At 50.4% G+C, this 25,332-nt stretch carries 24 protein-coding genes; 16 read left to right on the top strand and 8 right to left on the bottom strand.

The genetic code is table 11. The features are described from left to right. Positions 1-25: 25 nt before the first annotated feature. Positions 26-1,000: a linear amide C-N hydrolase gene (locus Pan161_RS18920; RefSeq protein ID WP_145229776.1), complete on the bottom strand. Its 975-nt coding sequence runs from the start codon at positions 998-1,000 to the stop codon at positions 26-28. A 372-nt stretch (positions 1,001-1,372) separates the two neighbouring features. On the opposite strand from Pan161_RS18920, the gene Pan161_RS18915 reads away from it, so the two are divergent. The 10 genes from Pan161_RS18915 (at position 1,373) to Pan161_RS18870 (ending at position 10,152) form a co-directional block, all read left to right on the top strand. After that, complete coding sequence (locus Pan161_RS18915; RefSeq protein ID WP_145229773.1) at positions 1,373-2,074, top strand: family 16 glycoside hydrolase; 702 nt, start codon at positions 1,373-1,375, stop codon at positions 2,072-2,074. 20 nt (positions 2,075-2,094) lie between these two features. Further along, positions 2,095-2,664: a putative signal transducing protein gene (locus tag Pan161_RS18910; protein ID WP_197995409.1), complete on the top strand. Its 570-nt coding sequence runs from the start codon at positions 2,095-2,097 to the stop codon at positions 2,662-2,664. 15 nt (positions 2,665-2,679) lie between these two features. Next, positions 2,680-3,129 carry a hypothetical protein gene (locus Pan161_RS18905; protein WP_145229770.1) on the top strand — a complete coding sequence of 150 codons (450 nt, stop codon included), beginning with the start codon at positions 2,680-2,682 and terminating at the stop codon, positions 3,127-3,129. 136 nt (positions 3,130-3,265) lie between these two features. Then, complete coding sequence (locus Pan161_RS18900) at positions 3,266-4,123, top strand: hypothetical protein (protein ID WP_145229768.1); 858 nt, start codon at positions 3,266-3,268, stop codon at positions 4,121-4,123. A 134-nt stretch (positions 4,124-4,257) separates the two neighbouring features. After that, positions 4,258-5,493, top strand: coding sequence for an acyltransferase family protein (locus Pan161_RS18895; protein WP_145229766.1), 1,236 nt, complete (start codon positions 4,258-4,260; stop codon positions 5,491-5,493). Positions 5,494-5,610: 117 nt separating this feature from the next. Beyond that, a complete protein-coding gene (locus Pan161_RS18890) occupies positions 5,611-7,749 on the top strand; it encodes a hypothetical protein (protein ID WP_145229764.1) in 2,139 nt (712 codons plus the stop codon). Next, complete coding sequence (locus Pan161_RS18885) at positions 7,749-8,264, top strand: SMI1/KNR4 family protein (protein ID WP_145229762.1); 516 nt, start codon at positions 7,749-7,751, stop codon at positions 8,262-8,264. The genes Pan161_RS18890 and Pan161_RS18885 overlap by 1 nt, the downstream gene beginning before the upstream one ends. A gap of 129 nt (positions 8,265-8,393) precedes the next feature. Beyond that, on the top strand, positions 8,394-8,930 hold the full coding sequence (locus Pan161_RS18880) for a hypothetical protein (RefSeq protein WP_145229760.1): 537 nt from the start codon (positions 8,394-8,396) through the stop codon (positions 8,928-8,930). Positions 8,931-9,048: 118 nt separating this feature from the next. Further along, positions 9,049-9,399 carry a hypothetical protein gene (locus Pan161_RS18875; RefSeq protein WP_145229758.1) on the top strand — a complete coding sequence of 117 codons (351 nt, stop codon included), beginning with the start codon at positions 9,049-9,051 and terminating at the stop codon, positions 9,397-9,399. Between the two features lie 15 nt (positions 9,400-9,414). Further along, on the top strand, positions 9,415-10,152 hold the full coding sequence (locus Pan161_RS18870) for a DUF899 domain-containing protein (protein ID WP_145229757.1): 738 nt from the start codon (positions 9,415-9,417) through the stop codon (positions 10,150-10,152). Between the two features lie 53 nt (positions 10,153-10,205). Here Pan161_RS18870 and Pan161_RS18865 read toward each other — a convergent pair whose 3' ends face one another. Together Pan161_RS18865 and Pan161_RS18860 are read right to left on the bottom strand one after the other, a co-directional pair. Then, positions 10,206-11,003, bottom strand: a complete 798-nt coding sequence (locus Pan161_RS18865; RefSeq protein ID WP_145229755.1) for a hypothetical protein — start codon at positions 11,001-11,003, stop codon at positions 10,206-10,208. A 212-nt stretch (positions 11,004-11,215) separates the two neighbouring features. Continuing rightward, positions 11,216-12,262: a hypothetical protein gene (locus Pan161_RS18860; RefSeq protein WP_145229753.1), complete on the bottom strand. Its 1,047-nt coding sequence runs from the start codon at positions 12,260-12,262 to the stop codon at positions 11,216-11,218. 106 nt (positions 12,263-12,368) lie between these two features. On the opposite strand from Pan161_RS18860, the gene Pan161_RS18855 reads away from it, so the two are divergent. Both Pan161_RS18855 and Pan161_RS18850 read left to right on the top strand, forming a co-directional pair. Next, entirely contained in the window at positions 12,369-12,986 is a 618-nt protein-coding gene (locus Pan161_RS18855; protein WP_145229751.1) for a DUF1990 family protein, read from the top strand. Between the two features lie 102 nt (positions 12,987-13,088). After that, positions 13,089-14,729 carry an FAD-dependent monooxygenase gene (locus Pan161_RS18850; protein ID WP_197995408.1) on the top strand — a complete coding sequence of 547 codons (1,641 nt, stop codon included), beginning with the start codon at positions 13,089-13,091 and terminating at the stop codon, positions 14,727-14,729. 179 nt (positions 14,730-14,908) lie between these two features. On the opposite strand, the gene Pan161_RS18845 is transcribed toward Pan161_RS18850, so the two are convergent. Next, positions 14,909-15,583 (bottom strand): EF-hand domain-containing protein, encoded by a 675-nt coding sequence (locus tag Pan161_RS18845; protein WP_197995407.1) that lies wholly within the window; start codon positions 15,581-15,583, stop codon positions 14,909-14,911. A 671-nt stretch (positions 15,584-16,254) separates the two neighbouring features. On the opposite strand from Pan161_RS18845, the gene Pan161_RS18835 reads away from it, so the two are divergent. Next, entirely contained in the window at positions 16,255-16,857 is a 603-nt protein-coding gene (locus tag Pan161_RS18835) for a hypothetical protein (protein ID WP_145229746.1), read from the top strand. 61 nt (positions 16,858-16,918) lie between these two features. Here the strand turns inward: Pan161_RS18835 and Pan161_RS18830 are convergent, their stop codons facing one another. Both Pan161_RS18830 and Pan161_RS18825 read right to left on the bottom strand, forming a co-directional pair. After that, positions 16,919-17,542, bottom strand: a complete 624-nt coding sequence (locus tag Pan161_RS18830; protein WP_145229744.1) for a hypothetical protein — start codon at positions 17,540-17,542, stop codon at positions 16,919-16,921. After that, complete coding sequence (locus tag Pan161_RS18825; RefSeq protein ID WP_145229742.1) at positions 17,539-18,867, bottom strand: FG-GAP repeat domain-containing protein; 1,329 nt, start codon at positions 18,865-18,867, stop codon at positions 17,539-17,541. The genes Pan161_RS18830 and Pan161_RS18825 overlap by 4 nt, the downstream gene beginning before the upstream one ends. A 369-nt stretch (positions 18,868-19,236) precedes the next feature. On the opposite strand from Pan161_RS18825, the gene Pan161_RS18820 reads away from it, so the two are divergent. The 3 genes from Pan161_RS18820 to Pan161_RS18810 are packed head-to-tail and all read left to right on the top strand — an operon-like array spanning position 19,237 to position 21,725. Continuing rightward, a complete protein-coding gene (locus Pan161_RS18820) occupies positions 19,237-20,181 on the top strand; it encodes a PQQ-binding-like beta-propeller repeat protein (RefSeq protein WP_145229740.1) in 945 nt (314 codons plus the stop codon). After that, positions 20,178-20,924 (top strand): TlpA family protein disulfide reductase, encoded by a 747-nt coding sequence (locus tag Pan161_RS18815; RefSeq protein ID WP_145229738.1) that lies wholly within the window; start codon positions 20,178-20,180, stop codon positions 20,922-20,924. The genes Pan161_RS18820 and Pan161_RS18815 overlap by 4 nt, the downstream gene beginning before the upstream one ends. Before the next feature lie 54 nt (positions 20,925-20,978). Continuing rightward, positions 20,979-21,725, top strand: coding sequence for a TlpA disulfide reductase family protein (locus Pan161_RS18810; RefSeq protein ID WP_232103309.1), 747 nt, complete (start codon positions 20,979-20,981; stop codon positions 21,723-21,725). Between the two features lie 23 nt (positions 21,726-21,748). Here the strand turns inward: Pan161_RS18810 and Pan161_RS18805 are convergent, their stop codons facing one another. Continuing rightward, entirely contained in the window at positions 21,749-24,754 is a 3,006-nt protein-coding gene (locus tag Pan161_RS18805; protein WP_232103308.1) for a M56 family metallopeptidase, read from the bottom strand. 10 nt (positions 24,755-24,764) lie between these two features. Continuing rightward, complete coding sequence (locus Pan161_RS18800) at positions 24,765-25,160, bottom strand: BlaI/MecI/CopY family transcriptional regulator (protein ID WP_145229735.1); 396 nt, start codon at positions 25,158-25,160, stop codon at positions 24,765-24,767. Positions 25,161-25,332: the final 172 nt, after the last annotated feature.

Genomic DNA, 25,332 nt, shown 5'->3' with positions numbered 1-25,332 from the left:
AGTTGTAATATCTCGACATACTCTTTCAGACAGGTGCCATGAAAGGATAAGGTTTCGCCGGCTGGAACTGGTCAGTCTGATCGCCGCTGAGATTATAGTTGCCCACCAGTGTCAGTTTTCGGGTGCCTGAATCAGGACTGAAATCGATCTGCTTCAGGTTAACCCAGACCAGACTCGGGCTGGCAGTGTCTTCGTAGAAATAGATTTTATGTTTCTGGTCACTGACCGTACGCCAGATGGTGGAAGAGATGTTCGGTTGATCGGGAGTGCTGATTCCGCGGGGCACACTCACATTCCGCATCACACTGAAAACACTGGCAGCCGCCTCTCGGGGATTAGCTGATTGCGCGCAGGCATTAATATAGAAGGAGGCTCGGGCAAATCGATCTGCCGCCCGGTTGGTGCCCGGCAGCATAACTGTGCCACCAATCTGCTGCCAGTATTTGTTCAAAGCAATCTGTTCATCGAAGACAGGGGAGTTTGTCATAACCTGATATTGACGGCCATGGTGGATCTTTAACTCTCCACCAATATATTCAAAAATGGCCGAGTCGCCTGAAGGATCGGAGAGGGAGAGATGAACTGTGCCCGCGGCTCCATTGGGGGCCACCACTGTCACCATCCGGAACGTCTCTTTGCGCAGTTCACTGACGGCTTCCTCGACCGTTGCAAACTGGTCCAGCACATACTGCGCCCAGGCGGAAATGACAATCGCAGGCCGCGGATCGTCGTCGGCCGGGTATTCTGATTCCACCAGGTACAACAGATTGGCCACCAGTCCTGCTTCATTCATGCCATCCGCGGTTCCGCCTTCATAGAGCGAGGCGACCACGGAGCCATATTGACTGGTCCAGCTTAATGAAGCGTCTCCCAGCCCTCCGTCGCGGGACATTCCCCGCGGAAAAATCCAGAGATTGCTCTGCAGGTCTTCTTTCCAGTCCATGGTCCGACCCGTCACAGTCTCGCCTTCCGGCCCCAGGTAAACCGCACGCGTGCACATAATCTGCTTCCTTTTCAGAATCTGGTTTCAATCCAGAATTTCCCTGTTTATTCGAAATCTCACTGCCTGAAGTGGCTTGCTGAAATAATAAGCTACTCCCCCCCATCATAGCAAATCCTGTAGCTACTGTCAGACCAGGAAGGGGTATGCTTGAGTTCGCAGAAGTTTCTAATTTAAAAATACGATCCTTTGTATCAGCTATTACGTTGATGATTAGCAGGAGACTCAGTTTTCGCTGCGGTGAAGTTGATGAAATATCCTCCGGAAAACTGTCCCCTTTTTCGGTTTCAGGAGTGAACAGTGTCTCTGATCGGGATAAAATGAGTTGTTTCTGAAAGTCTCTCCCACCGGCATTCAATAAAGGTGCTCAACATGTCGTGTCAACGGTGTCTGCTTACATTGGTTTGTCTGTTCTTTCCCTTGCCGACCTTCGCGGGTGCGCCGGTAGCCATTCGCGGCGATAATTATCAGCATACGCTGTTCACGGACGACTTCTCTGAATCAGAACTGGGCAAACAGTGGACGCTCTATAAAAGTTCGTCAGTGATCAAAGACGGCGTGCTGCAGGGAGTCGAACTCGAAGGTGGCGGACATGCCGCCGTGCATCAGTTGTTGACCAAACCTTATAGCGATGTAGAACTGACCGTTGATCTTAAGTTTGCTGGTTCCCCTTCTACCAATCTCACATTCAACCAGCACAAGTTCAAAGGCTCGCATGCGGGGCACCTCTGTCGCGTGGTGGTCTCGCCCACCAAGGTGACGCTCCGTGATGGTAAGACCGGTGTCTTCAGTAATGAGATCTTCAAAAAACGCCGGTCCAAAGAAAAGCTGACGGCGGAAGAACAGGCGATCCTGAAAAAGACGCAGGCTGATTTTTCCGTCAAGCTGGATAAAGACAAGTGGTACACGGTGACCGTGCGCATCAAGGGGGATCTGATGCAGGCCTTCATTAATGGCAAGCTGATCGGTTCCCTGCAGTCGCCCGGTATCGCACACGCGACCAAAGACAAGATTGGCCTGGTCACGCCGAAAGAGTCGATTCATTATGATAATGTGATTGTCAAAGTGCCTTAACCATTACAGGAGAGAAACCTGTGTCCCATGAATTAATCACCGTAGCGACGTTAAGTTCACCTGTGGAAGCGAGTCTGGTTCAAAATGAACTGGAGGCGGCAGGCATTCGTTCGTTTATGTCGGATGAAGTCGCTGTCGGCATGGCCTGGTATCTGGGGAACGCGATAGGCGGAATCAAAGTGCAGGTTGCCGAGTCAGATGTGCCGCGTGCATTCGAAGTTGTGCATGACCATGAACCGGTAACGATTACCGAAGAGGATTGGCGCAACACAAAGGGTCTGGACGGCGAAGCAGGAGACTTTGATGAGCAGTGGGAAGAAGATGAAGCTGCCGATGCCGAAGTCACCGATTCCGATCTGAATCAAATGGTCGACAGAGCCTGGAAGATGGCCGTCTATGGCATCATGTTTTTTCCGCTGCAGTTGTATTCGCTCCTGCTGCTGGCAAAAATTGCGTTCAGAGGAGAGCGCCTGTCAGTCGAACAGCGGCGCAAAGTGAGGATCAGTTACTTTGTAAATACGTGGATGATTCTGGTATTACTGTTTCTGGCAATCGATGCTTCCACTCGGTTCTTTATGCAGTTTCAGTAACAGGCAGAAAAACTCATGACAAATATTTTCTCCCTCTTCGGAGCCCTGGCACTCCTGTATAGCTCAGTCATGGCTTTCTCTACCTTTGACGAGACGCATGCATTACTTCGAATGTTGAATTCTAAAAATGCCACAGTCATCCTGTTCTTCATAGCGGGATTCTTCTTTTTACCGTTTGTCATCACCCTCACTCAGCTGGGCTTGAACGGAGATCAGGGGAAATCGCTGGTTGAAGGCGAACCATCCCTTGAATCAAAGGAACGGCATAAGCAGCTTGCAGAACACTGTCCGACCTGGCAGTATGTCTGGAAAGGTTCTATCACTTCGATTGGAGTGATCATGATTGCGTTTACTCTCTTTGGAAACAGGATCGATCCCTCTTGTGCCTTTTTCTCAGCGATCAGTTTTCTCAGTGGATACTGGTTTGTCTTCGTCTATCCGACGGCCAGAAAGCTGTTTGGCTGAAATAAATATGCGTATCGCAATTTTAATACCGGGGCACTTGCTGTTCTCTTCTCCGCTGACCATGCTTTAAATGCATTCTTCTGCACTTACGAAGAATAACACTGTGTTTCACTCTTTCTTGAGGATAGAGATACCGATGCGATTGAGAATGGTTTCAATGGGACTCCTGCTGCTGTGCGGTTCGACTGCCATGGCAGAGCAGAAAACTGAATCGAGTGCACAGGCTACGACTCAGGTCATTTTTTACGTGATGGGCGACGTTCCCTACAAACCGGCGGAAGATGTCCTGCTGCCGGAACAGATTACGAAATTACCAGACGATGCCGAATTCGTCGTGCATGTGGGAGATATCAAAGCGGGGAGCACACCCTGTAATGAAGGCGTCTATATTAAAGTAGCCGGTATGCTGGCCAAGTCAAAAACACCGGTATTTATTATTCCGGGGGATAACGAATGGAATGACTGTGCCAATCCCGCGGAAGCGTGGAAATTCTGGGAACAGTATTTCATGCGGTTTGACCGTCGCTGGCAGCATTCTTTTCGAATCTTTCGTCAACTGGAGCGGGAAGAGAACTTTTCCTTCGTGAAAGGGAACGTATTGTTTATCGGTTTGAATCTGGTGGGCGGCCGTATTCACGATCCTGTGGAGTGGAAACAGCGTCACGCTGACAATCTGAACTGGGTGCGCAGCAACCTGCGTCGTTTCGGTGATGAAGTCAGCAGTCTGGTCATTTTCGGACACGCCAAACCGGTGAAGGCTCACAATGACTTCTTTGATCCGTTGAGTGAAACAGCGATTGCCTTTAAAAAGCCGATCCTCTACATCCATGGCGACGGACATCGCTGGATTCATGATCGGCCGTTTGCCGCGAAAAATCTGTTGCGTGTCGAAGTTGACCAGGGAGGGATTGCGTCCCCCCTGAAAGTCACGGTCACAGATGATGCATCCGACCCGTTCCAGTTTGATCGACGTAACGGGAAACCTGTGAAATAAAAAGACTTCGATGGAAATCAGGCGGGAATCGGTGCTCTACTTCGGTTTTCTGATTGTGTCTGCCCCTGAGCGAGGGCTAAACTGAGGAAATTACTTGAGTAACAGCTTCGATCACAGCCAGACGGAATCAGACCATGTTTATTACGAAACTGGAATCACTGCGGGGTATTGCTGCTCTGATGGTTGCAGTGAGCCATTGTCTGATTGTGTTTTCAGTCAACCAGAATGAAATGATCTGGGCGACCCCGCTGCAGGCGACACAGGGCACACAGGCTTACATCACGCGCCTGTTGCTCATACCGTTTAATGGCGGAGCCGCGGTGACGGTCTTTTTTGTCCTGAGCGGTTACGTACTGGGGCTGTCACTCGACCGAAAATCAAAGTCGCTGGGAACAAGCATCGCCTTTTGGGTAAAACGCCTGTTTCGCATCTACCCGGCGTATCTGGTCTGCCTGTCGCTGGTTATTCTTTCGATATTCTACTTTCATACCTATAAGGTGTACCCGAATACCTCAATCTGGTTCAAAGCGTGGTATCGGAACCCGATTACCATGGATAACGTGCTGGCCAATTATGCATTACAAAAGACCAACATCAATCATGTTGTGTGGACTTTGAAAGTGGAACTGGTCATATCTGCGGTGTTTCCGCTGGCGTATTTTGTCAGCCGCAGTGTGGGAACAAAACTGAATCTGATGTTTCTCATGCTACTCATCTTTTGCAGTCTGATCTGTGTGGTCCTGCCGGGAAGTCTCTACTTTCTCTATGGATATGTGTTTTATCTGGGGTTGATGCTGCCAACTCTGATTGAGAAACTGAATCAGCATATCCACCAGAAAGCCTGGAATACACTGTTTCTAATCAGCATTGTCTGTTTAATATCGGCTCGCTCAGTGTTCTCACCCGGTAATCTGTTCTGTGCTGTTCTGATGGAGGCGGTTTTTGCAACACTTCTGATCGCAATTCTTGCAGACGGAAAAACCAACCCGCTGCTGAGCCGTGTCCTGGATGTTCCGCTTGTCCGCAAGCTGGGTCAGTTGTCTTACTCATTCTATATCTATCACTTTATCATCCTGTACTGGCTCGCCTGTGGTTTGCTGGCTGTCGTCAGTCCGACGGTTACCGCTGCATATCCCGTTATGCTCGGTCTGTTGCTGGCTGTTGTATCGGTTGTGATCAGTTATTATGTCGCATGCCTTTCGTATCATTGGGTCGAACGTCCGATGATTAAATGCGGAGCGGCGACCGCTGTGAGAGTGAGTCGCAGCTCTGGTACAGTACCGAATGTTGCTCTCGCTTCTCAGGAAACAGGTTCCATTTCCGAGAGCGGGATTGAAAGCCCGTCCTTCTCCCGGAAAACGGAAAAATAGAGTCTAAAACAGGTTTCGCTGATTTCAGTCTGGATGCGATCGCTGTAAAATTATGGGAAACTGTGTCTCACCTGTTCTCCCCTGCCAATTAGACTCTCCAACTGCTGGGATCATTCCATGCTTCTGCAAAAAATATCTCTGTCGCGTATGACATTTTATTTCGTGCTCGTACTCTTCGTCGTTACCCCCCTTTCAGCCGCTGAAAAATCTACTGAATCTCGCGACTATGAACGCTGGATCTGGACTGAGTTAATCGCCTTTGATAATCAGCAGGACGATTATGGCGTTCAACAGTATCTCGATAAAGCGGGATTCACTCCCACTTCGATATGCCTGTTGATAGGTTCCCCCGATTTTGTACTGTCACATCCTGGACTCAAGCAGGACTTCCCACTGTATCCCGAATACTGTTCGCGAGAAGGACATGAATTCAATCGCGAGCGAAAACGCCAGGACTGGACCAGTTTTCAACTCCGCGCCCTCATTAAGAATCTGCAAAAGCAGGGCGTACAGGTCTTTCTGAGTACGTTCGCGAAGTATACGCGGGATAGGACTCATCGCGAATGGATCAGCGATCATCTGGAAGTCCTGCATGTCTGGAAGGGCTATGGTAAAGTCTGGGGATTGAATTGTCTGGCCCGGCTGAATGACGGCTCTTATTTCGAAGACTACTTCGCGTCACAGATGGTCAAAACGCTGACTGACTACGGTTTCGATGGCTGGCACGGTGCTGATGGATTTGGCCCACTTTCAGGAAATATTCACCTGACATCCTATTCTGACGATATGATCGAGCAGTTTCAAAAGGCATCCGGTCTGGAATTACCGGCTGTTGTTACACAGGAATGCGGATACAATGCCGACAAGCTGACGGCCCGGGGAGACTGGATCCTGAATCACAAACGGGCGGAATGGAGTGAATTCTATGCAGATCGCTGGGCGCGTTTCTGGTCGACGATGGTGGACGCCCTGCATGCCCGGCAGAAGCAGGCGGTCATCAATTCGGCCTGGGGACGGGCTCCGTTTGAATCCCTCTATCGTTACGGTGTTGATTATCAGCGGATTGCCCAGACAGGCGTTGATGGCGTGATCGTGGAAACTGTTGCCGCCAGCCTGGCGATGGACCCGCGCCTTTCCGCCGTCGATCGGCACGATGACTTCCTGTCCATGCTGATGCTCATGAGAGCCGCTCTACCTGATACGCGGCTGATTAATCTGCAGACGGTGCATGACGTCGTGGAGCAGTGGGACGCCATTCATCACCACCCCACCGTGCTGGAACGGGAAATTCAAGCGCTGGCGAATGTGTTTCACATTATGCCCGATGGCTCACTCAAGCCGAGCTCGGACGGTTTTCTGATTTGCCTGGGCGATGGGCTGAGCCGCGAAGAATGGCTGTGGCTGCAGGAACGCTGGGATCTCGCTTTCACGCAGCCTCCACTGCAAACAGATGGCGTCACAGTCGTCTGGTCAGACGCCGCATATCGCGCACAAATGGCTGATTTCATTAAAACACGCAGCTGGAATACGCATCATCTCGTTGCAGAACTGATGGGGGCCGGCGCCACACTACAGACAACGATTAATGTGAAGTCACTGTCAAAGGCGAAAGGCGCTATTCTCGTGCCCAATCCACATCTGCTGCCCGCTGAGGAACTGGCTGGCGTAATGCAATACCAGGGGGGGCCGATTGTTCTGATCGGGCGTAAAGTGGCGTCACTGCCGGCCGCTGATTTTGAATTCAGCGATGTTTATCCACCCGATGAACTCTGGTGCGGTGTGTATGGCATTAGCTCTGAAACAGAGATCACAGCGGTAGAAATCATTAAGGACGGTGAGGAAACGCCCTTAGGGGATCTGGCCAGTCTCACCGCTCCCCGCAGTTACTGGACTCATCTGACTTATCGCAAGGTCTCTCCGAGTTTTCTGAAAGCGTGCGCCGAAACACTGCAACAGGTATCCCAGGCGATTACCGTCACTTCCGATCAAGGGGCGGTGGCGCTGATGCCAGTGAAGCAGGCGGACGGACGCATTCGCATGGCGATCAAGAATCGTTCCCTGAGTTATGCACGCCCCGAAATTGACGTTGGGAAACCAGTCAAGTCGGTCAAAGTGCTGACTGACTTCCCCAGTGTTGCCATTCATCCCCAGGGTTCAAAGTTCAGTGTCCGCGTTCCGGGGCGGGGCATTATCGTTGTCGAAATTGAGTTGGAAGAAATGAAGACGGCTCCTGTTTCAACGAAAGGTCAAAAATAATGATCCGAATTAAAGAACTGCTGGAGCAAATTGCAGATCTGACCGCGGAAGATCAGGACGAATTTGAGATTACCGTCCAATTGCAGGACCCACTTTCGGCGGATGAACTGAAAAGCCTGATCGATAAGATGCGACTGCCTCAGGAACTGCGCGACTTTTATACTGTCACCAATGGCATGCAGCTTTTATCAGCAGAGTTGTACGATGCGGATTCACTGCAGTACGCACAGGGATTCATTACGTTTCACAGTTTTGGTAATGGCGATTTTACCTGCATCGCCACGAAAAAATCGGAGTACCCGGAGGGGAGCATGCTGTTCATGAATCATTCTCCGGATGTTCTGGTCCCGGTAGCTGATTCACTTCATGACTGGATGGAGAAAGTGGTTGCCGAGATTCAGGCAAAGGGATGTCTGTTGCATCCTGCCGACTACTATCGTCACCCAGACGAGCAGGGCGTCTACGGCCATGTATTGAACGAACTCAAAAGTAAAGGCGGCGAACTGCATAGTTGAACTGTTGTTTTACAATCCACAGCAAAAATATGATCTCTTCAAATAACCGGGAATAAATCCTGCCTGAAACAGATCTCATAAGCAGTAAGCGAATCTGCTTCCTTGATCTTTTTCAGGTGAGGTTCCAGCATGTCTCGGACTTTTCATCGATCATTTTGTCGTCGTCTCTACTGTTGGCTGGATCGTGAACTGCGCATGTACGCGGTCGCACAACGGGTCACTTTGTGTCTGGTCCTGTCGCTGCTGGCTCTGCCGGGCTGCAGTTATTCTTACGATCTGTTTCTGGACGGCCAGGTATTGGCGGGGGCCGATCAAACGCCGGTCTCGGGCGCAAAAGTGACGCTGGTTTTGATAAACTCAGATGGCGCCACCTGTGTGACAGATTCACTGGGGCACTGGGAGTTAAAAGAGTCACTGAGTGGTTCCTGGTTCGTGCCCGGAAAAGACAAGAAGCAGTGGCTCAAATCCGATAAAATCAAGCTGCGTATTGAAGCCAATGGGGAGACGTATTTCGTGCCTTGTCCCCGCGTGGCGTTGCAGGATTCCTATGACTGCTTTGGTTTTGTGATGACAGTGCTGGAGATACAACCGGAACCAGAAGTCAGAGAATCGCTGTCTGAGTTTCAGCCCCTCGAAGCCGTAAAGCCTTGTCATTCAGATGATTAAGGCAATAAAACATTTCTCTGACGGAATGTAAAAAGTTTTTCAGCTCCTGTCGATTTGACCGGATGCCGTTCGACAACAGGGTAGAACACCAACACACCCTGTTTTGAAGGAACATCTGATGCCATTCGACGCTGACTGTCATTGTCAGAGATATCAGCTGCCGGCTTCGGGAGGAATCCCGACTGCTCAGACTCAGAGACGCAGAGTCTGGTTAAAACAGGGGCTGGCTTCGCTGCTTTCGACCCTGGTGCTGCTTCTGATGCCGAAATGCCCGGTCTGTGTCGCCGCCTGGGTGACGTTCTTGACTGGAGTCGGATTGTCGCTGACCGTTGCGGCCTGGCTCAGACTGTTCCTGATCGTGGTAAGTTGTGTGGTGCTGACGCTCTTTGTGTTCCTGCGGCTAAAACATTTTTTCTCTGCCCCACAGCTGACCGACAGAGCAAGTATCCCTTACCGAAAACATTCTTAACCGAGGAGAATCACTATGAGTACCGAAAACGCTGTCACCCATCCCGAGATTGTGGTCGAGGAACAATGGTTGAGCGAACGACTGGATCTGTTAACTGCTGAAAAGAAACTGACGCAGCAGCAGGATCGCGTCAATGCGCTGCGGCGTAAGCTGCCGATGGTCAAGCTGGAGAAGGATTACCAGTTTGACGGACCCGATGGCAAGCTGAGTCTGCTGGATCTATTTGAGGGACGCCGCCAGTTGATCGTCTATCACTTCATGTTTGATCCTGACTGGGAGAAAGGCTGTGGAGGCTGTACGGGTCTGATTAATGCGATGGGTGATCTGTCAATGTTGCATGATCGCGATACCACTTTCGCAATGATCTCGCGAGCACCCCTGGAGAAACTGTTGAAGATGAAGGCCGATCAGGGCTGGAACCGGACCTGGATTTCGTCCTTCGAAAGCGATTTCAATTACGATTTTCATGTGACGCTCGATGACAAGATCATGCCACCTCAATACAACTATCGTACCCAGGCAGAACTGCAGCAGCGCAAAAATGACGAACCTTATTTCCTGTCGGGCGAAATGCATGGCATGAGCGCCTTTTTCCGGTTGGGTGATGAGATCTATCACACCTATTCCACATATGCGCGAGGATGTGAAGGCCTGACAAATGCCTACAGCCTGCTGGATATCACGCCCTACGGTCGCCAGGAAGCGTTCGAAGACTCCCCCGTGGGTTGGCCACAGAAGCCGACATACGGTTAACGAAAGAGACGCTGCGGAAAAAGATAATGAGGGAGTCGGTGAGACGTCAGTCGTCAGTCGGAAGACGTATTTCCGGCTTCCCATTCCTGAACTGACAGTTTCGCATCTTCCAGATCCTTCTGGTGATCTCTCCGGTTCATCAGAAAAATTCTCCAGTACAAACCGAAATTCCAGATAAAAGTGATTGTCCAGCCAACGCTGATTGCGGCGGGAGCAGGTAGCAGTTCAAATCGGAAGGGAAGATAAATGATGAGCCATGCCACGGACCAGATGCCAAAGAAATAAGATGCTTCATTGAAGTTTTTATTTTCACTTGCCGAAACAGGGATTCCTTCCTCAGGAATCGTATAACGGACAAACCAGCCACACAGTGGCAAAATTGGTAACAGTAAGTATTTGATTTGTTGAAAGTACCAGGCTGGCAGAATGCTGATCAGAGCTGTCACAGTGGCAAAGATGATGATTAATTTGTCCCAACGCTTTCGGGTATGTAAGAAATCATCGGGCCGAGGTGTTCGTGGTTTATTCAAGTGTCGGTTTCGGAGTGGCAGGGCAATCTGATGGCAGAACAGGTCCCAGTTTTCCTGCTGGTTTTCCGGGAAGTGATTCCGGAAAAATTGAATCATCCAGAGTTCTTCTTCTTTTTTAAAATAGAACAAGTTGATGGTTCCGACTTCGGTGGCAGTCTCGACTATGATTTGCCCATGTGAATATAAACTCCACCGGATTATATCGATATTGGACAGTAAAATATCCTTTTTCGAAAAGACTCCCTGCAGGATCAGATTTCCATTGTGAAAGGAGACTGAGACATATTTCGCGATCAGAAATGACCAGAAAAAAATGCTCATTAGTAAACCCCAAAGCACACTGAAGAAGAGGGCAGCGTAGATTCGCGTTTCAGCAGGAGCGATAAGCCACATTCCGAAAATAAAACCCAGGCCGATTATTCCAAAAAAGATCAATGTGATTATGGCTTCGTTTTGCTCCTTTTTTCCCTGCCGAAACACTCTTTTCTGTTTAACTGGTTCGGACAAATCTGTTTCATTAAAGGAAATCTCATTCATGATAACTGACTTTCTTTACTGTCAGTTGTCTGAGGAGAAGATCCGGCCTCCCATTCTTTGACAGAAGTCTTCGATGCTTCCAGCTGTTTTTTGTGAAGCTTCTTACCGATCCGGTGACTTTTCCAGAGCACGACTGCAAACCAGATTACTGTCAAACAGAACATAATTGTAGATTCACTGACAGGCGGGTTATCGATAAACTTTAGACCAATCATTAAAATCATGTATGCTGCAAACATTCCTCCCAGAAACGTGAGGTATGAATTGGACTCTTTATCCGCACTGAGTTTTTGCGATACCATTCCCTGTTTGGGAGTGGAATAACGCATGGACAACCAGAGAATCATTGGCAGTAAAGGAGCAGACAAGAGGCGCGGTAAGTTAAACTTCCAGGCGGCCAGGACTCCCCCCACTGTAAATAACAGAATCCAGGGCAGCAGAAGCCGATCCCAGCGTTTCCTGGTGAGCAGGACTTCATCTTTATCAGGCACAGGCAGTGCCTGGGGATCATAGCGTCTGAGTGGCAGCGCGACACGGTGACAAAACAGATCCCAGCCCTCTTGAGCTGACTCAGGAATCTGTTCACGAAGATGTTCCACTATCCAAAGCCGCTCTTCACACGGAAAGTTTTCTAGATAGATCGTGATTTTCTCAGTCAGGGTTTTCAGTTTGATACCACCAGAGGGACTAGCGATCCAGCGGAGCATTCTGATGCGTTCCAGGTCGAGTTCTTTCCGCAGCAGGACTCCCTGCTCAATAACCTTACTGCCTTGAATCGTCAGAGATTCGAAATAATATGATAGGACCATCCATAGAGAAATGCTCGCGAAGAAAGTGCAGATGGAACCGAAAAAAAATATTTGTGACATCTGTCGATCCGGGGGCGCTTCAGCCCTGATTTCCAGCATCATGCCGATAGTCATGATTGAGGCCAGAGCCAGCCCCGCTACACCACCATTTCGGTATTTTCTCCGTATCCGAAAGACCTTGTGCTCAGCCTCCATTCCTCCATGTTCAACCATCTTGGGATTTATCAGGTCCATAGAGCCCATACACTTCTGTTGAGAGAATTTACTGCTTAATCTCTATCTATGGTAACGCAAGTTCGCTGCCGGCGGTTCATCACTTTTATGAAAAAACCAGGAAACCATGTTTCTTCTTCAGCAACCTTCTGCAGAACAGATCAACGAATTCATCGCGATTCAGGCACAGCTGGAGTTTACCTACTCCTCTCTTGGAGCGACGCGGTCAGCTACACCGCCTGACGGCTTTCAGGTCGATCATAACCGGATCTGTCTGGGGCAGGGGCGAGCCGTTTATGAACAGGCGAAGCGGGCACTGCAGGACTGGCAGCACTTTCGTCTGAACTGGGTCAGTCTGCATCGGCCTGCTGCGTTGCCTGAGCCGGGACAGACCGTGGCCATTCTGGCGCAGACGCTGGGACTGTGGGTTCTGAATGCGAGTCGAGTGGTGTATGTGCTGGAAGAAACGGAGCCGGTTCAACGGTATGCCTTCGCATACGGCACACTGCCCGAACATGCGGAGTGTGGCGAAGAACGCTTTCAGGTGGAATGGCGGGCCGACGATGATTCGGTCTGGTACGATCTCTATGCCTTCTCGCGACCACAGCAGTTGTTATCGAAAATCGCTTATCCCTATGTGCGTCGCAAACAGCAAGAGTTTGCCCGCGATTCTCTGCAGGCAATGCAGGCAGCGGTTGGAATTGATCAGAATGGACTCGCGAACAGAGCATTAAGATCTGTATGATCGTTGAATGCAATCATTGCTGATGACTCCATCTGATTACAATGCAGTGATGAAAAATACATTTCTCAGGTCCTCACTTCTCTTCAGGTTATGGAACACAGAATGTCAAACGGTAATACAAGACTTCCTCTGTACTCTCCGGTGCTGATCGTCGGTGCCGGTCCGACGGGGCTCACTCTTGCTGTAGAACTGTCGCGACGAAATATCGATTTCCTGCTGGTTGATCGTCGCCCGGAACCACTGCCCTTTGATCGCGCAACGGTCATACACAGTCGCTCACTGGAAATCTTTGAATCAATGGGCGTCATCGATGCGTTTCTGGAGCGGGGGCATCTGATGCGGGGGTTCAATATCTTCGCCTATGGTCAGATCGTCGCGCAGACCGACTTCAACGGTCTGGAATGCAGGCACCCTTATGACCTGAATCTTTCTGAAAACGAAACTGAAGAGATTCTGACAGCGCGACTTGTCGCTTTGGGAGGCGCTGTCACGCGTGGCTGGGAACTCAGCAGTCTGGAACAGAGCGAATCACAAGTGATCGCGCAATTGCGGTCTACCGACGGAACCGAACAGTCCGTGGCCGCCGACTGGCTGGTGGGGACCGATGGAATTCACAGCCGGGTGAGAGAGGCGTGTGGGATTGATGTGGACGGCCATCGCTATCTGCGGCGTTGGGGAGTGATTGATGGTCAGATACAAGACTGGCAGCATGCTCCGGATCGGGCGGCCATTCAGATCGAAGCCCCGTCTTTGAATCCGATTCCTCTTCCACGGGGTCGCTGGCGGATCTACTTCCGGGACGATGATGACATCGACAATGCTGCGCTGCTGGAACAGATTAACGCCGGTCTCGAGATCCTGTCTCCCGGTTCCCAACTGCATGAACCGGATGAACCGATGTTATATCATACCTATCGACAGTTGAGTGCGCACTATCAGTCGGGACGGGTTCTTCTGGCCGGTGATGCCGCGCATGCCTGCAGCCCGATAGAAGGGCATGGCATGAATATGGGCATTCACGACTCATTCAACCTGGGCTGGAAGCTGGCTTTGGTCATTGAGGGAACGGCGGATGCGAAACTGCTCGCGAGTTATGAGCAGGAACGACGCCCGGCGGCTGCCGCCGTTGGTGCTTCGGGAGACACAGCGGAAGAACTTCGCAGTATTCCCGATAATCCAGCTGCCGTTGAGCGGGTCAAGCGTGCGTTGTGTGCGATGTTAACAACATCCCGGGGACAGTTGCAGGCGGCCCAGGCGGAGTCCGAGCTGGAATTTCACTACCGCGACAGTCCCCTGGTGAGTGGTTATCATGCTGCAGGCGACGAGGCAAAGCAACACTGGTTCGGGCCACTGCCCGGCGATTGCACACCCGATGCCGGCCCGCTTATGAAATCCGGGACAGCGGAAGCGATCCAGTTGAGTCAGTTAATCTGCAATGAGGGGCACAGTCTGCTCTGGATGGCCACTGACCAGACCGAGGTTCCTGCTTTCGATGAATTCCATCAAATTCTGCAAGCCTGTGGGGTGTTCTGGATTATCTCAACTGCCTGCCCTCCTGAATTCCTGCCGGAATCGTCACCTCAGGAATGCTGGCTGCATGATATCGCCGGAAAAGTACATGCCCGCTTTGGCGTGATTGATCCCAGCCTGTTTCTGATCCGCCCTGACGGCCATATTGCGCTTCGCTGTGAACCACCCGAACTGACACGCGTCACCAGCTATTTCGAGACTCTGCTCCATTAATGAGCTACAGCAGGGCTGCAATGAACGAAAAAGTGCCGGGAATCTCCCATCGACTGGTATAGCAAACAGCATCTCTCGATCTCGGAGTTCGAGGATGCTGCCTGCCCCAAGGAGTTACACCATTTTAGTCTTGGATTGATTCCCGGCAAAGCAATGAGAAAAGGATCATCGTCACACGTCTAATTATTGGACTCTTTCGTTCGTGCGGTGTCCGGGTTCAGTTTCCCTTTGATCTTGTACAGAGCAGCCTTCCGCTCATCGGTATCGATGATTCCGTCTCTGTTGGTGTCGAGTGTGCGAAACAGTCGCTGCAGTGAACGAGGTACTTCGTCGGGACTGACAAAGGTGTCCAGATTGGTATCCAGACGCTTGAAAATGTCTTCATTCAGTCCAAGGCCATTGACGTCGGAGCGGCCGTTGAGCATTTTGGTGCGATCGATGACAGCCAGTTGTTCCATGCGGTTTAAAACACCGTCTCCATTGGCATCGGCGTCTTTCACTTTCGATCGCATTTTAGGAGGAACTTCGTTGCCAGCGATCATGCCATCCCGGTTCTGATCCATGCTTAACATCATCTGAGTGACCAGATCGGTGGTGTCGGTCGTATCTGTCTGCGTGCCTCCCGCTCCACCACCTCGCATTGAGTTGCTGCCACCCCCTCCCTGCTGACACTGACCGCCTCCGCCGCCACCCCCTTGTTGGCCCATCTGCTGACCTCCGCCACCGCCTCCGCCACCACCGCGGGGACCACCTCCTCCGCCACGGCCTCCACCCCCGCCGCCTCGCTGGGCAAAAGCATCCGTGGCAAACATCGATAACGCCAGAACTGTGAGTAACATACTGAATTTTCGCATACGTAAAATCCCCCTATCGGACAACAAGTGTCAAACTAAAAAATACAGTTGGCCCGATACTGCAGAAGATTGCTCGCTCAAAAGCGTCAGCGGTTGGAAACAGATGTTTCCGATAACGAATGTTTTTAAGACAGGAATAAATACAAGGATTCGTGATCTGTGTTGTATCTCGTGGTATAATAGCAGTTTATGGGGGTAAATCCGGTAGTATGAATCTAAGGCTTTCACCCCATTAACTTAAACGCAAAGCGGAACCAGATTGCTACCAGCGATTTGAAAAAACGGGCAAAAACAAATTCAGTAATTTACCGTCATTTGGGAATCAGGAGTTTCACTTTCCTACTGCTGCAATATTAGTCAGGACGTGATTACTCATCGCATGAAAATATTCTAGAGTGCATCACATTTAACCATAGCATCTCTCAATCTAATATACTCGGTCCAAATGGCCCTGGAGACGCTATAGTAAAACTGGACACAGTCTAGAGTGCATCATATTTAACCATAGCGTCTCTCAATCTAATATACTCGGTCCAAATGGCCCTGGAGACGCTATAGTAAAACTGGACACAGTCTAGAGTGCATCACATTTAACCATAGCGTCTCTCAATCTAATATACTCGGTCCAAATGGCCCTGGAGACGCTACAGTAAAACTGGACACAGTCTAATATGATTATTCTTAAAAACAGAGACTGGAATCGAGACTATCGGGAAATTGTCATCGACAGTATCTTTGACTCTTTTCCGCCAGCGACACACTTTGCGGACATTGACGGCGGACAGTTAGTGCATGCCCGGGGGGATGACTACGATGAAATCATCCGGGACTTTTCAGGGAAAACCTGGGACCAGCTGGATCACAGGTTGATCTCTATTCACCATGAAGCCCCGGTGTTCATGTCATATTGGGGGTTTCTGAAATTTCTACCTGCCTATTTAGTCGATTTGTTTGACGAGGATACTCAGGTTGTACATTCTCTCTGGAACCGACTGCTGGAACTGGAAAATGGAAGTGCTGTCATTCCTCAGAGCAATGAGTTAACCAACGACCAGCGTATCTGCTGTATCCTGGCATTTGTCAGAGTCACTGATTTTCCCCTCGACACGAGGATGCCTGCGCGGACACCGGAAGAATATTACCACAATCCCAGTCCAGAGGCGGCGTTTAATATTGTCACTCTGGGACTGCATCATGAGCGCATCGCCGCCATCCGCACGCAAATTGAAGCGATCAATGACAGCTTCGTGGGAGAACGCTGGGACAGCGGGTAATCTGGCTGAACGCTATCCAGTCAGGATGCCACGCGATTATTGAGGATGCGGAATCGATGGTTTACTCGATCCTGACGGTGAGTTTCAGTTTTACTTTCGTCGGGCTCAGACAGCGAAATTCATCGCAGGCCTGGTATTGCACCTGGCTACTTATCTTATATTCACCAGGTGGGGCATCTTTGGAAACCTGAATCATTTTTTTAAACTCGACCTGACCTGAATAAACGGGATGACTGTCTGAGGACAGTGAACGTCCTGGTGGAGGAGCCTGCCAGTCATCCTGTGTTTGAAAAACCTCAGACAGTTCCAGTTTGAGTTGCGTGGCGACATTTGCGGGCTGTTCATCCAGTGCCCGGATTTCCCACAAAGGGGCAATTTCGAACTTCACTGTCAAGGGGAAACTTGTCCCCGGTTTCACCCGTTGATGGGGAACTTCAAGCAGAACGGAAACCTGCTGGCCTTCGACGCGATCAGAAACCACAGTCTGACTAACCTGCTGACTTGCCCGGGGAAGACTGGTTTCCTTTTGAGGTTGATCCGCAACGGTACTGCTTTCTGGAATCACTTTCTGCTCGGATGCCTGCTCACAGCCTGAAATTGTCAACAGACAGCAGCACACGCAAATCAGAGTCAAGGCGTCTCTGGTGCAGAAAACAGGTTGTCGTTTGAAAGACAGATCGTTCATGATTTCCTCAGATACAGCCAGACGTAACCATGAGGTTTTGCCAGATCGAAACTACGGTTTCCCTTGCGGTGTGTACTGGCCAGGAAGGGCTTCAACTGCTTTACGAATTCCGCGTCGTGCTTTTCGAACGCTTTGGCTTCAGGACTGTCTTTGAGGGCTTTATATTCCTCTGACCATTCTTTCGTTGCCTTCTCGCTAAAGAGTTTATCACCCGGATAGCGTTTTTTGAAATCCTCCCGCAGGGCTTCAATTTGATTGCTGTATGCGTTGCCGATTTTTTCTGATTCTGACAGCATTGTCTCAACTTCTTTTTTCTCCTGCTTTGTCAAGTCTTTGCGAAAATCGTAAGACGTATTGAAATCGCCGAGAATGAGATCCAGCTTGCCATCCTGATTATAGTCAACGACTTCAATTTGCGCGCGAATTCCAGGAACAATTTCATCTTCATTCCAGACGACCTGGTTATAGCCGTTCCCTGCATGTTGGGGGATGAGGGTTTTTCCTTCTTCAAACTGAGGCGCTGTTTTCGAGCCTATATTACGGAACCAGGTAACGCTCCCCTTATCACTGCCAGCTAAAATGTCCCATAGACCGTCCTGATCCCAGTCTGCGATCACCGGGCAGCAGTGGTTCTCAACTTCCAGCGGTTTTCCGCCGGCGTCGACTGTCTGGTTCTCTTCAGCAAAGGCATACTTTTTCGCGTCCCCTTCATTGAGGCGCAGTTTCAGGTGGCCGTCGAAGCAGCCAATCAGCAGATCGAAATCGCCGTCCGCGTCCCAGTCGACTGGAGTATAAAAACTGCCGAACGACTGGTAGTCCTGTTTCTGTTTGACACTGCTCCGCACCGGGACGCCTGCTTTGTCTTTTAATTCTACAGGGGCAGCGAATTTGTGATCGGGCAGTCCACGAAAATAGAAGCAGGTACCCGGATCATAAGAACTGCTGATGAAATCCCGAATGCCGTCGTCGTCCAGGTCCACGAACCGGGGCTGACCACCCACGCAACAGTAAATGTTGACTTTCGCGTCTTTACCGCCCGCCTGAACTTTTCCCACATCTTTATAAGACGGGGCATCACTGCGGCCCACATTCTTATAGAATTGAAACGTACCACTGAAATCGCCCACCATCAGGTCTTTCAGGCCATCTCCATCGAGGTCCTCAATGCAGGGGCTGCTGTGTCCCCAGGCGGCACCGGTGTCCATAATCGTTCCCTCTGCTTTCAGACGAACCGGCTTTTCAAACAGGTCATCGGCAAAGGTCGGACCAGAAGAGATCAGGTAGTAACAGCAGGCACACAATGAAAGCAGGCGGAGTGAAGTCATCGAATATCCTCACTGATGGTTTAGATGATGTTTCAATTGTTTCATAACAGAATCCTCTCACCGTAGAGAGAGTTTGTGAGCCTGCATATTTGTCTGATAAATTATGAATATTTTTTATCAGTTGCGCTCAAGGGTACGGGAGTTGGTTCGTCAGATCAACTGCGATTCAGGAATTCTGTCTCATGAGATGTAATGGGTGAAACTGTCGATTCTCATTGAAAGCAATGAAACGAATTCCGTTCTGTATTCCCACTGCAGTGCTGGAAGGGTATGATACATAAGCTTTTGCGGTTCGTGCTTCAATCAGATCAAGATCCACTCTCGAGAGTATCCACTCTTTTCACTTGTACGGAAGGACCTGCAGTCATCATGAAACGTGCCTCGCAGTTGTTTGTCTTGTCGTTCATCTGCCTGCTGGTGACCGCTATCGCGTCTGCGGAACGACTGGTGCTGGTCAGCGCTTCCTATCAGAAAGACCTCCTGGCGATCTGCGATGCCGATGGCAAAGTGCTCTGGTCGTACAAAACGGCAGGTCCGAAAAAGGGGCACGCAGGCCATCACGACGTGCAACTGCTGCCTAACGACCATATTCTGTTTCATGACAGCTGGACCGGCTTGAAAGAAATCACACTCGCTAAAAAAATCGTCTGGACCTACGATTCCGCAACGATGAATGGCAATGCCGGTAAACGTGTCGACGTGCATGCTTTTTCCCGGCTTCCCCATGGGAACACGGTGATTGTAGAAAGTGGCGTGGGGCGGATTATTGAAGTCGGTCAGGACGGCAAGCTGGTGCATCAGTTTCCCCTCAAGAAAGGGGGGACGCAATCCACCCGTCTGATGCGGATTACGCCAGCAGGAACGTATCTGGTCTGCTCTGAACAGCCTGGCGTCGTGACCGAATACAATCGGGACGGCGAAATTATCTGGGACTACCTGATCAACACCCGCGTCTATGGTGCCATTCGACTAAAGAACGGCAACACACTCATTGCGTCCGGCAGTGGTAACAGTATTCGCGAAGTGAATCCGGAGAAAGAGACGGTGTGGGAGATCCAGGGTAAAGTGCCAGGGACGGAAATCGAACTCAAATGGACCACCTGTCTACAGCAACTGAAGAACGGCAACATCGTGATTGGCAACTGCCACGCCGGCCCGGAGAATCCACAGATCATCGAACTGGATGCCGACCGAAACGTCGTCTGGAAGTTCGACGAATTTGATCTGGTCGGCAATGGTCTGGCCTGCTGGCAGATTCTGAATGATGCGCAATCTTCCCTGATCCGTAAGCAACTGGAAGCACTGAAACCATGAGTATTTCTACCTATAATTCGATTCTGTTTGCTCTAGAGATTGGTGCCTTCGTCGCGATCTGTGTCATGATCGTCTCATTTTTGGGGATGATTATTCAATGGACGACACCGCGACGGGGACGGCACATCCTGCGGCTGCTGCTTTCTCTGGGAATCATTGTCGGCTGCATCGTGGTGCAACAGTCAATTTTCTGGGGGATGCTGATGCCCACTTTGCGTGAACAGCAAATAGCAGAGCATGAGGAGGGACGTGCAAAACAGCTTGATGAATCGTCTGTTCTGAAGGTAGGGGACGAGGCTCCTGAATTTACACTCACGATGACGGATGACAAAGAGTTTTCATTAACACAGGCACGCGGAGATGTGGTGCTCATCAATTTCTTCGCGACCTGGTGTGGACCCTGTCGCGTCGAACTGCCACATATTCAAAAAATCTGGGAAGCACGCAAAGAGAACCCCCGATTTCGACTGCTGGTGATCGGTCGCGAAGAAACGATGGAAACGGTGAAACTGTTTTGTGAAGAGAACGGTTTCACATTCCCTGCGGCCCCCGACCCGGATCGCGTGGTCTTCTCAATGTTTGCTCACGATCTGATCCCGCGGACACTGGTCATTTCACCGGAAGGAAAAATCATCTTTTCTCAGGCCGGTTTTTATGAACCCGATGTTCCGCAGCTGGAAGCATTGCTGGATGAACAACTGGCCGGTCTGCCAGAAGAGAAAAGCGAAGCGGTTGCAGAGTAAGCAAAACAGCATCGTATTATTTGTTTTGTGCAGTGGTAATAGCCAGGGGGAGTTATGAGCGGTGAGACATACAATCTGGTTATTTATCTCATCGCGATCACAATGTCCATTGCCATTGGCGTGTTGGTATTTTCGCTGGGTTTTATGTTGTTGCGTTGGAAAACGCCAAAGCGAAGAGGACATGCACTTCGACTGCTGTCCTCAGTCATTGCGATTATTGGACTCTACGCGGTGACTTACGTTGTAAGCAATTGGATCTATTGGCCGTCTCTCGTTCGCGAGAAAATCGCAGAGGCGAATGCATTCCGCGCGGAGCGGCTTATTAAAACATCGGTCGTACAGGAGGGGGATACTGCGCCTGACTTTTCTGTGACAACGACAGATGGCGAGTTGTTTTCCTTAGCAGCGGCGCGGGGCGAAGTGGTGCTGATCAATTTCTATTCAAACTGGTGTGGCCCCTGCCGACTGGAATTGCCACATATTCAGCAGATCTGGGATGAGCGAAAGAAAAATCCGGGTTTTCGTCTGCTGGTAATCGGACGAGAGGAAACAGAGGAGAAGGTAAAACAGTTTTGTGAGGAATACGGTTTCACCTTCCCCGTCGCTCCCGACCCCAAACGTGAGATCTATTCCCAATTCGCCCACGAACTGATTCCACGGACTTTTGTGGTTTCTCCTGAAGGGAAAATTGTTTTCTCTTCGGTAGGTTTTTATCAAGACGATCTCGAGAAACTGAAAGTTGTTCTTGACCAGCAACGGGCCGGTCTGCCAGTAGAGAACAGTAAACCTGCTGTGGAATGAATGAAAGCAGAGAACTGATTGAACTATTTCGATTTCTTCGCTGCCAGTGCTTTGTCGATTTGTTCGCTGATGATGTATTCCATGATCCGCAGGCTGGCACGGGCCCCCTCTTCCGGGGAGATATCTTCGGAAGAATCCAGAGAAATCGACAGTTTGTCAGCCGCATTCTGGAAGTACATCTCGCCGAGTTCTCCATCCCAGAAACGCGGACCAAAGATCACACGACCATCCGAATCGATCAGATAAAAGCTGAGATCGAGAATGCCGCCATGATATTGAAAATTGGTGACACCTCCAGTTGGTGCGGATTGATCAATGGCGGCGTGCGTTTTAAAACCTCGGAACTGGTGGAATGCGCGAATCTTTTCCTTGCTCGTGCCAGGGGGGTAGAGTTCCAGGAAAACGACTTCTTTTTCGGCGTATTTCGTATGGAATGCCTTAATTGTCTGTTTGATCATCTCAAGCCACTGTTGATTTTCCGCTGGAATCTGTTCAAAATCAAAATGCATCACATCACCCAGAAATAACAGAACCACAACTTTGCCGCGGAAATCTGCGAGATTCCGTGTTTTTCCATCCACCCACTCCTGAATCTGCAGGGGAGGCGCCTGCTCAAGGAAGTTGACGAATTTTGGAGGTTCAGGTTCAGGCTCAGAGGGCAGGGGGTGTGTCTTCCCCGTTACATATTTCTGCCCGTCAATCTTGTTTTCATAAACAGTTCCCTCTGGAAACTGGAGTGCCAGTGTTTCTGGCTCAATCGATTGATTGGCTGTGATGCTGACGACTTCCCAGGTTTTGTAGCGACCCTCGATTACGGGAATGGGTAGCTGTGCTAGCCTGGCTCGCTCTTCGGGCTGCATTTTCTCAGCCTGCTTTTGCTGTGTGAGCCAGTCAGACGTATATTCCTGATATTTAATCTTTACAGGATAGTAACTGTTCGCCACCTGTTTGATTTCAAGTATCTCCAGGTGGTGACTCAAGCCAGAGATCAACTTGTTGGACGGATCAACAACCCCCCATTCAATGCGTAAAGGAAGATAGCCACGGCTGGGATCGATCCAGGCTCGCATCCGCCAGCGCGACTCCTTCGAGCGTCGAGGATAGGCGCTGAAACTGTCAACCAGAATGACGGATTGGCCGTTCACCTGGCTTCGACCTGCGATCTTGTATTGATCGGGATTTTTTGACATGGAATCATCGAGTGAATACGTGGGCAATTTCTCATCCCATTGATATGCATTCAGACCCAACGGCGCACTGGTGTGAAGGGAAGGCATCTCCTTCAGTTGATTTCCAATTGAAGCCTGCAGGGAACTGCGTTCTTTATTCCTGCCAAACCAGTGCCTGAGTGGAGGCTGGTTGGCCTTTGACCAGGAGATGAGCTTGATGGAGTCGTAGTGTAGATTTAGATTCTCCGGCGGCCAGACAGGCCCTTGATCTAATTTGGGATTCTGCTGTCGTTCACTGTCGGACCAATAGGGCCAGCGCTGGTGAAATGAGGAACCATCGGTCCAGAAATAGCGTTGCTCGACTATTTTTTCCCGCAGGCGTTCCTGGATTGCTTCGGGAGTCAGCTGTCGTTCAAGTTGCTGTTGCTTCAGTTGGAATGAAATATCCATAAACCGAAATTGATCTTCGCTGATGACTTTGCCGTCCGCCGTGATGAATTGGCTGCGGTCCAGATTGGGAGCCTGTTTAATCGCCTCCAGCTCAAACTGATCTCGTGTGATGCAATTCATGTTCTCTTGTGATAGAACACGATAAGTCATCTCGATGGGCAGCAGATTCTGAAGATTTGCGTGGTACCCATTCAGGATCTCTTCCACAGTTGGCAATTTATCTTTTGCGACTGCTGTTTCGGATTCCGTTTCCGTTTGTGAATGGACGGCGATGGGCGCAAAGGGGAGCAGAACCAGAGTCAACACGGCGATTCCTGCTTTTATCGGCCGTGAGAGTCGGCTGCGAACGGAATCACACATAATGGATTTCAAACGCCCCTCCAGAAAATGTTGTGAACCCATGCCCGTTGCCGCGGTGATCGGTTGTGCCTGTGAGACGAATCCCATGGCTTTCACGAGGACTTCAGCATACGCGCGTCGCAGATCCGGAAGTGTTTGAATGACCCAGGCATCACAGCAGGTTTCTTCCGTGATGCGAATTTCCCGACGCAGCCACCAGAGTAGCGGGTTCCACCAGTAAACTCCCGTGGACAGCAGTTCCAGCAGACGCACCCAGTGATCGCCGCGCCGATAATGGGCCAGCTCATGTAATATCAGTGTTTCCCGCTCCGCCTGGGTCAGTTGTGTGAGCAGTTTCGCCGGTAAGATGATGCGGGCTCGACTGCAGAAGACCCAGAGCAGCGGGGAAATATTGGCTGAAATCAATTCGACACGCGGCAACGACTTTAAACCGATTTGGGCTGCCAGTGATGAGGCCTGTTCAATGAGGTCGGCGGACGCCGGTTGAGTATGGCGTAATCGTTTCTGAAAACGAATAATGCGAATCGCCGCCAGCAGAAAACAGACGATGCTTCCCATTCCCCACAGAAACAAAAGCGCGGTTAGAAATGAAATCTCACGCAGCCTGTTCCACGAGAAGTTACCGGGAATCCAATGTGAGTCTGCTACGTATTTACTGGAAGCAGGTTGTTTTTTCTTCAGGTCGCTTGAACCTGAATGTGCTTTGGAAGTCGATTCTGCAGGACGCCCTGACAGGTTTTTCAAGGGAGCCAGCGATTGCTTCGAAGACGGTGTCTCCACTGCTGGTGACTGTTCCTGCATGTCCGATCGTTGAGGGAGAGTATCTGCCTGTTTCTTGTCCGAATTGACTTCAACAGAAACTGATTCCGCCGGGAAGAGTTCGATTTGTGGCTGCCAGTAAGCCGGCGTGATGAGCTTGACGAGAATCAAGACCAGCAGCAGATGGATAACCGCCGGGTTTTTGATCCAGCGGCGTAACAGCATGACCACGGCAAACAGGCCGGCTGCAATCAACACATTACTGAGCATTCCATTCAGTATCGGATTCATCACCATCTCCCTATGGTTTTTTGTTTTGTTTCGCCAGATCGTCGATCAGATCCATCAGCACTTTCTGCTGCTTTCTGCTGAGATCGTGGTGTTGGGCCAACTGCGTGAGCAGTGGCGTGAGTGAGCCTTCACAGAGCGTTTCTGCGACTTCCTGTAAACGTCGCCCGACCAGATCGTCGCGGGCAATAGTGGCCTCATAAGTGAATGCGATGCCTGCAGGCTCACGTTGCACAAAGCCTTTTGTTTCCAGACGTTCCAGTAACTTTTTCACCGTGGAGTAATACGCGTCAACGCGCTGGGGTTCCAGAACTTCCGCGATCAAACGGATGGTCGCGGAACCCTGCTGCCAGAGTACCTGTAGAACACTCAGTTCGGCTTCCGTGACATCGCGTGATTTATTAACCATGATTACCTCACCAGAACATAGGACATGCTGTCGCAGGGTAGGGTAGGACATGCTGTCTCAGGTGTCAAGATCTGACTGCGGATAATTTGCAGCGAGCAGAAACCAATTGCCGTTCCCATTGGAATCATGTTGGCAATTCACATGCAGGCTGTTTAGGATAGAGTTTTCTGTT

Source organism: Gimesia algae (assembly GCF_007746795.1).
Taxonomy (GTDB): domain Bacteria; phylum Planctomycetota; class Planctomycetia; order Planctomycetales; family Planctomycetaceae; genus Gimesia; species Gimesia algae.
The sequence above is the reverse complement of the archived record's forward strand: the minus strand, read 5'-3'. Positions and strand labels throughout refer to the sequence as shown.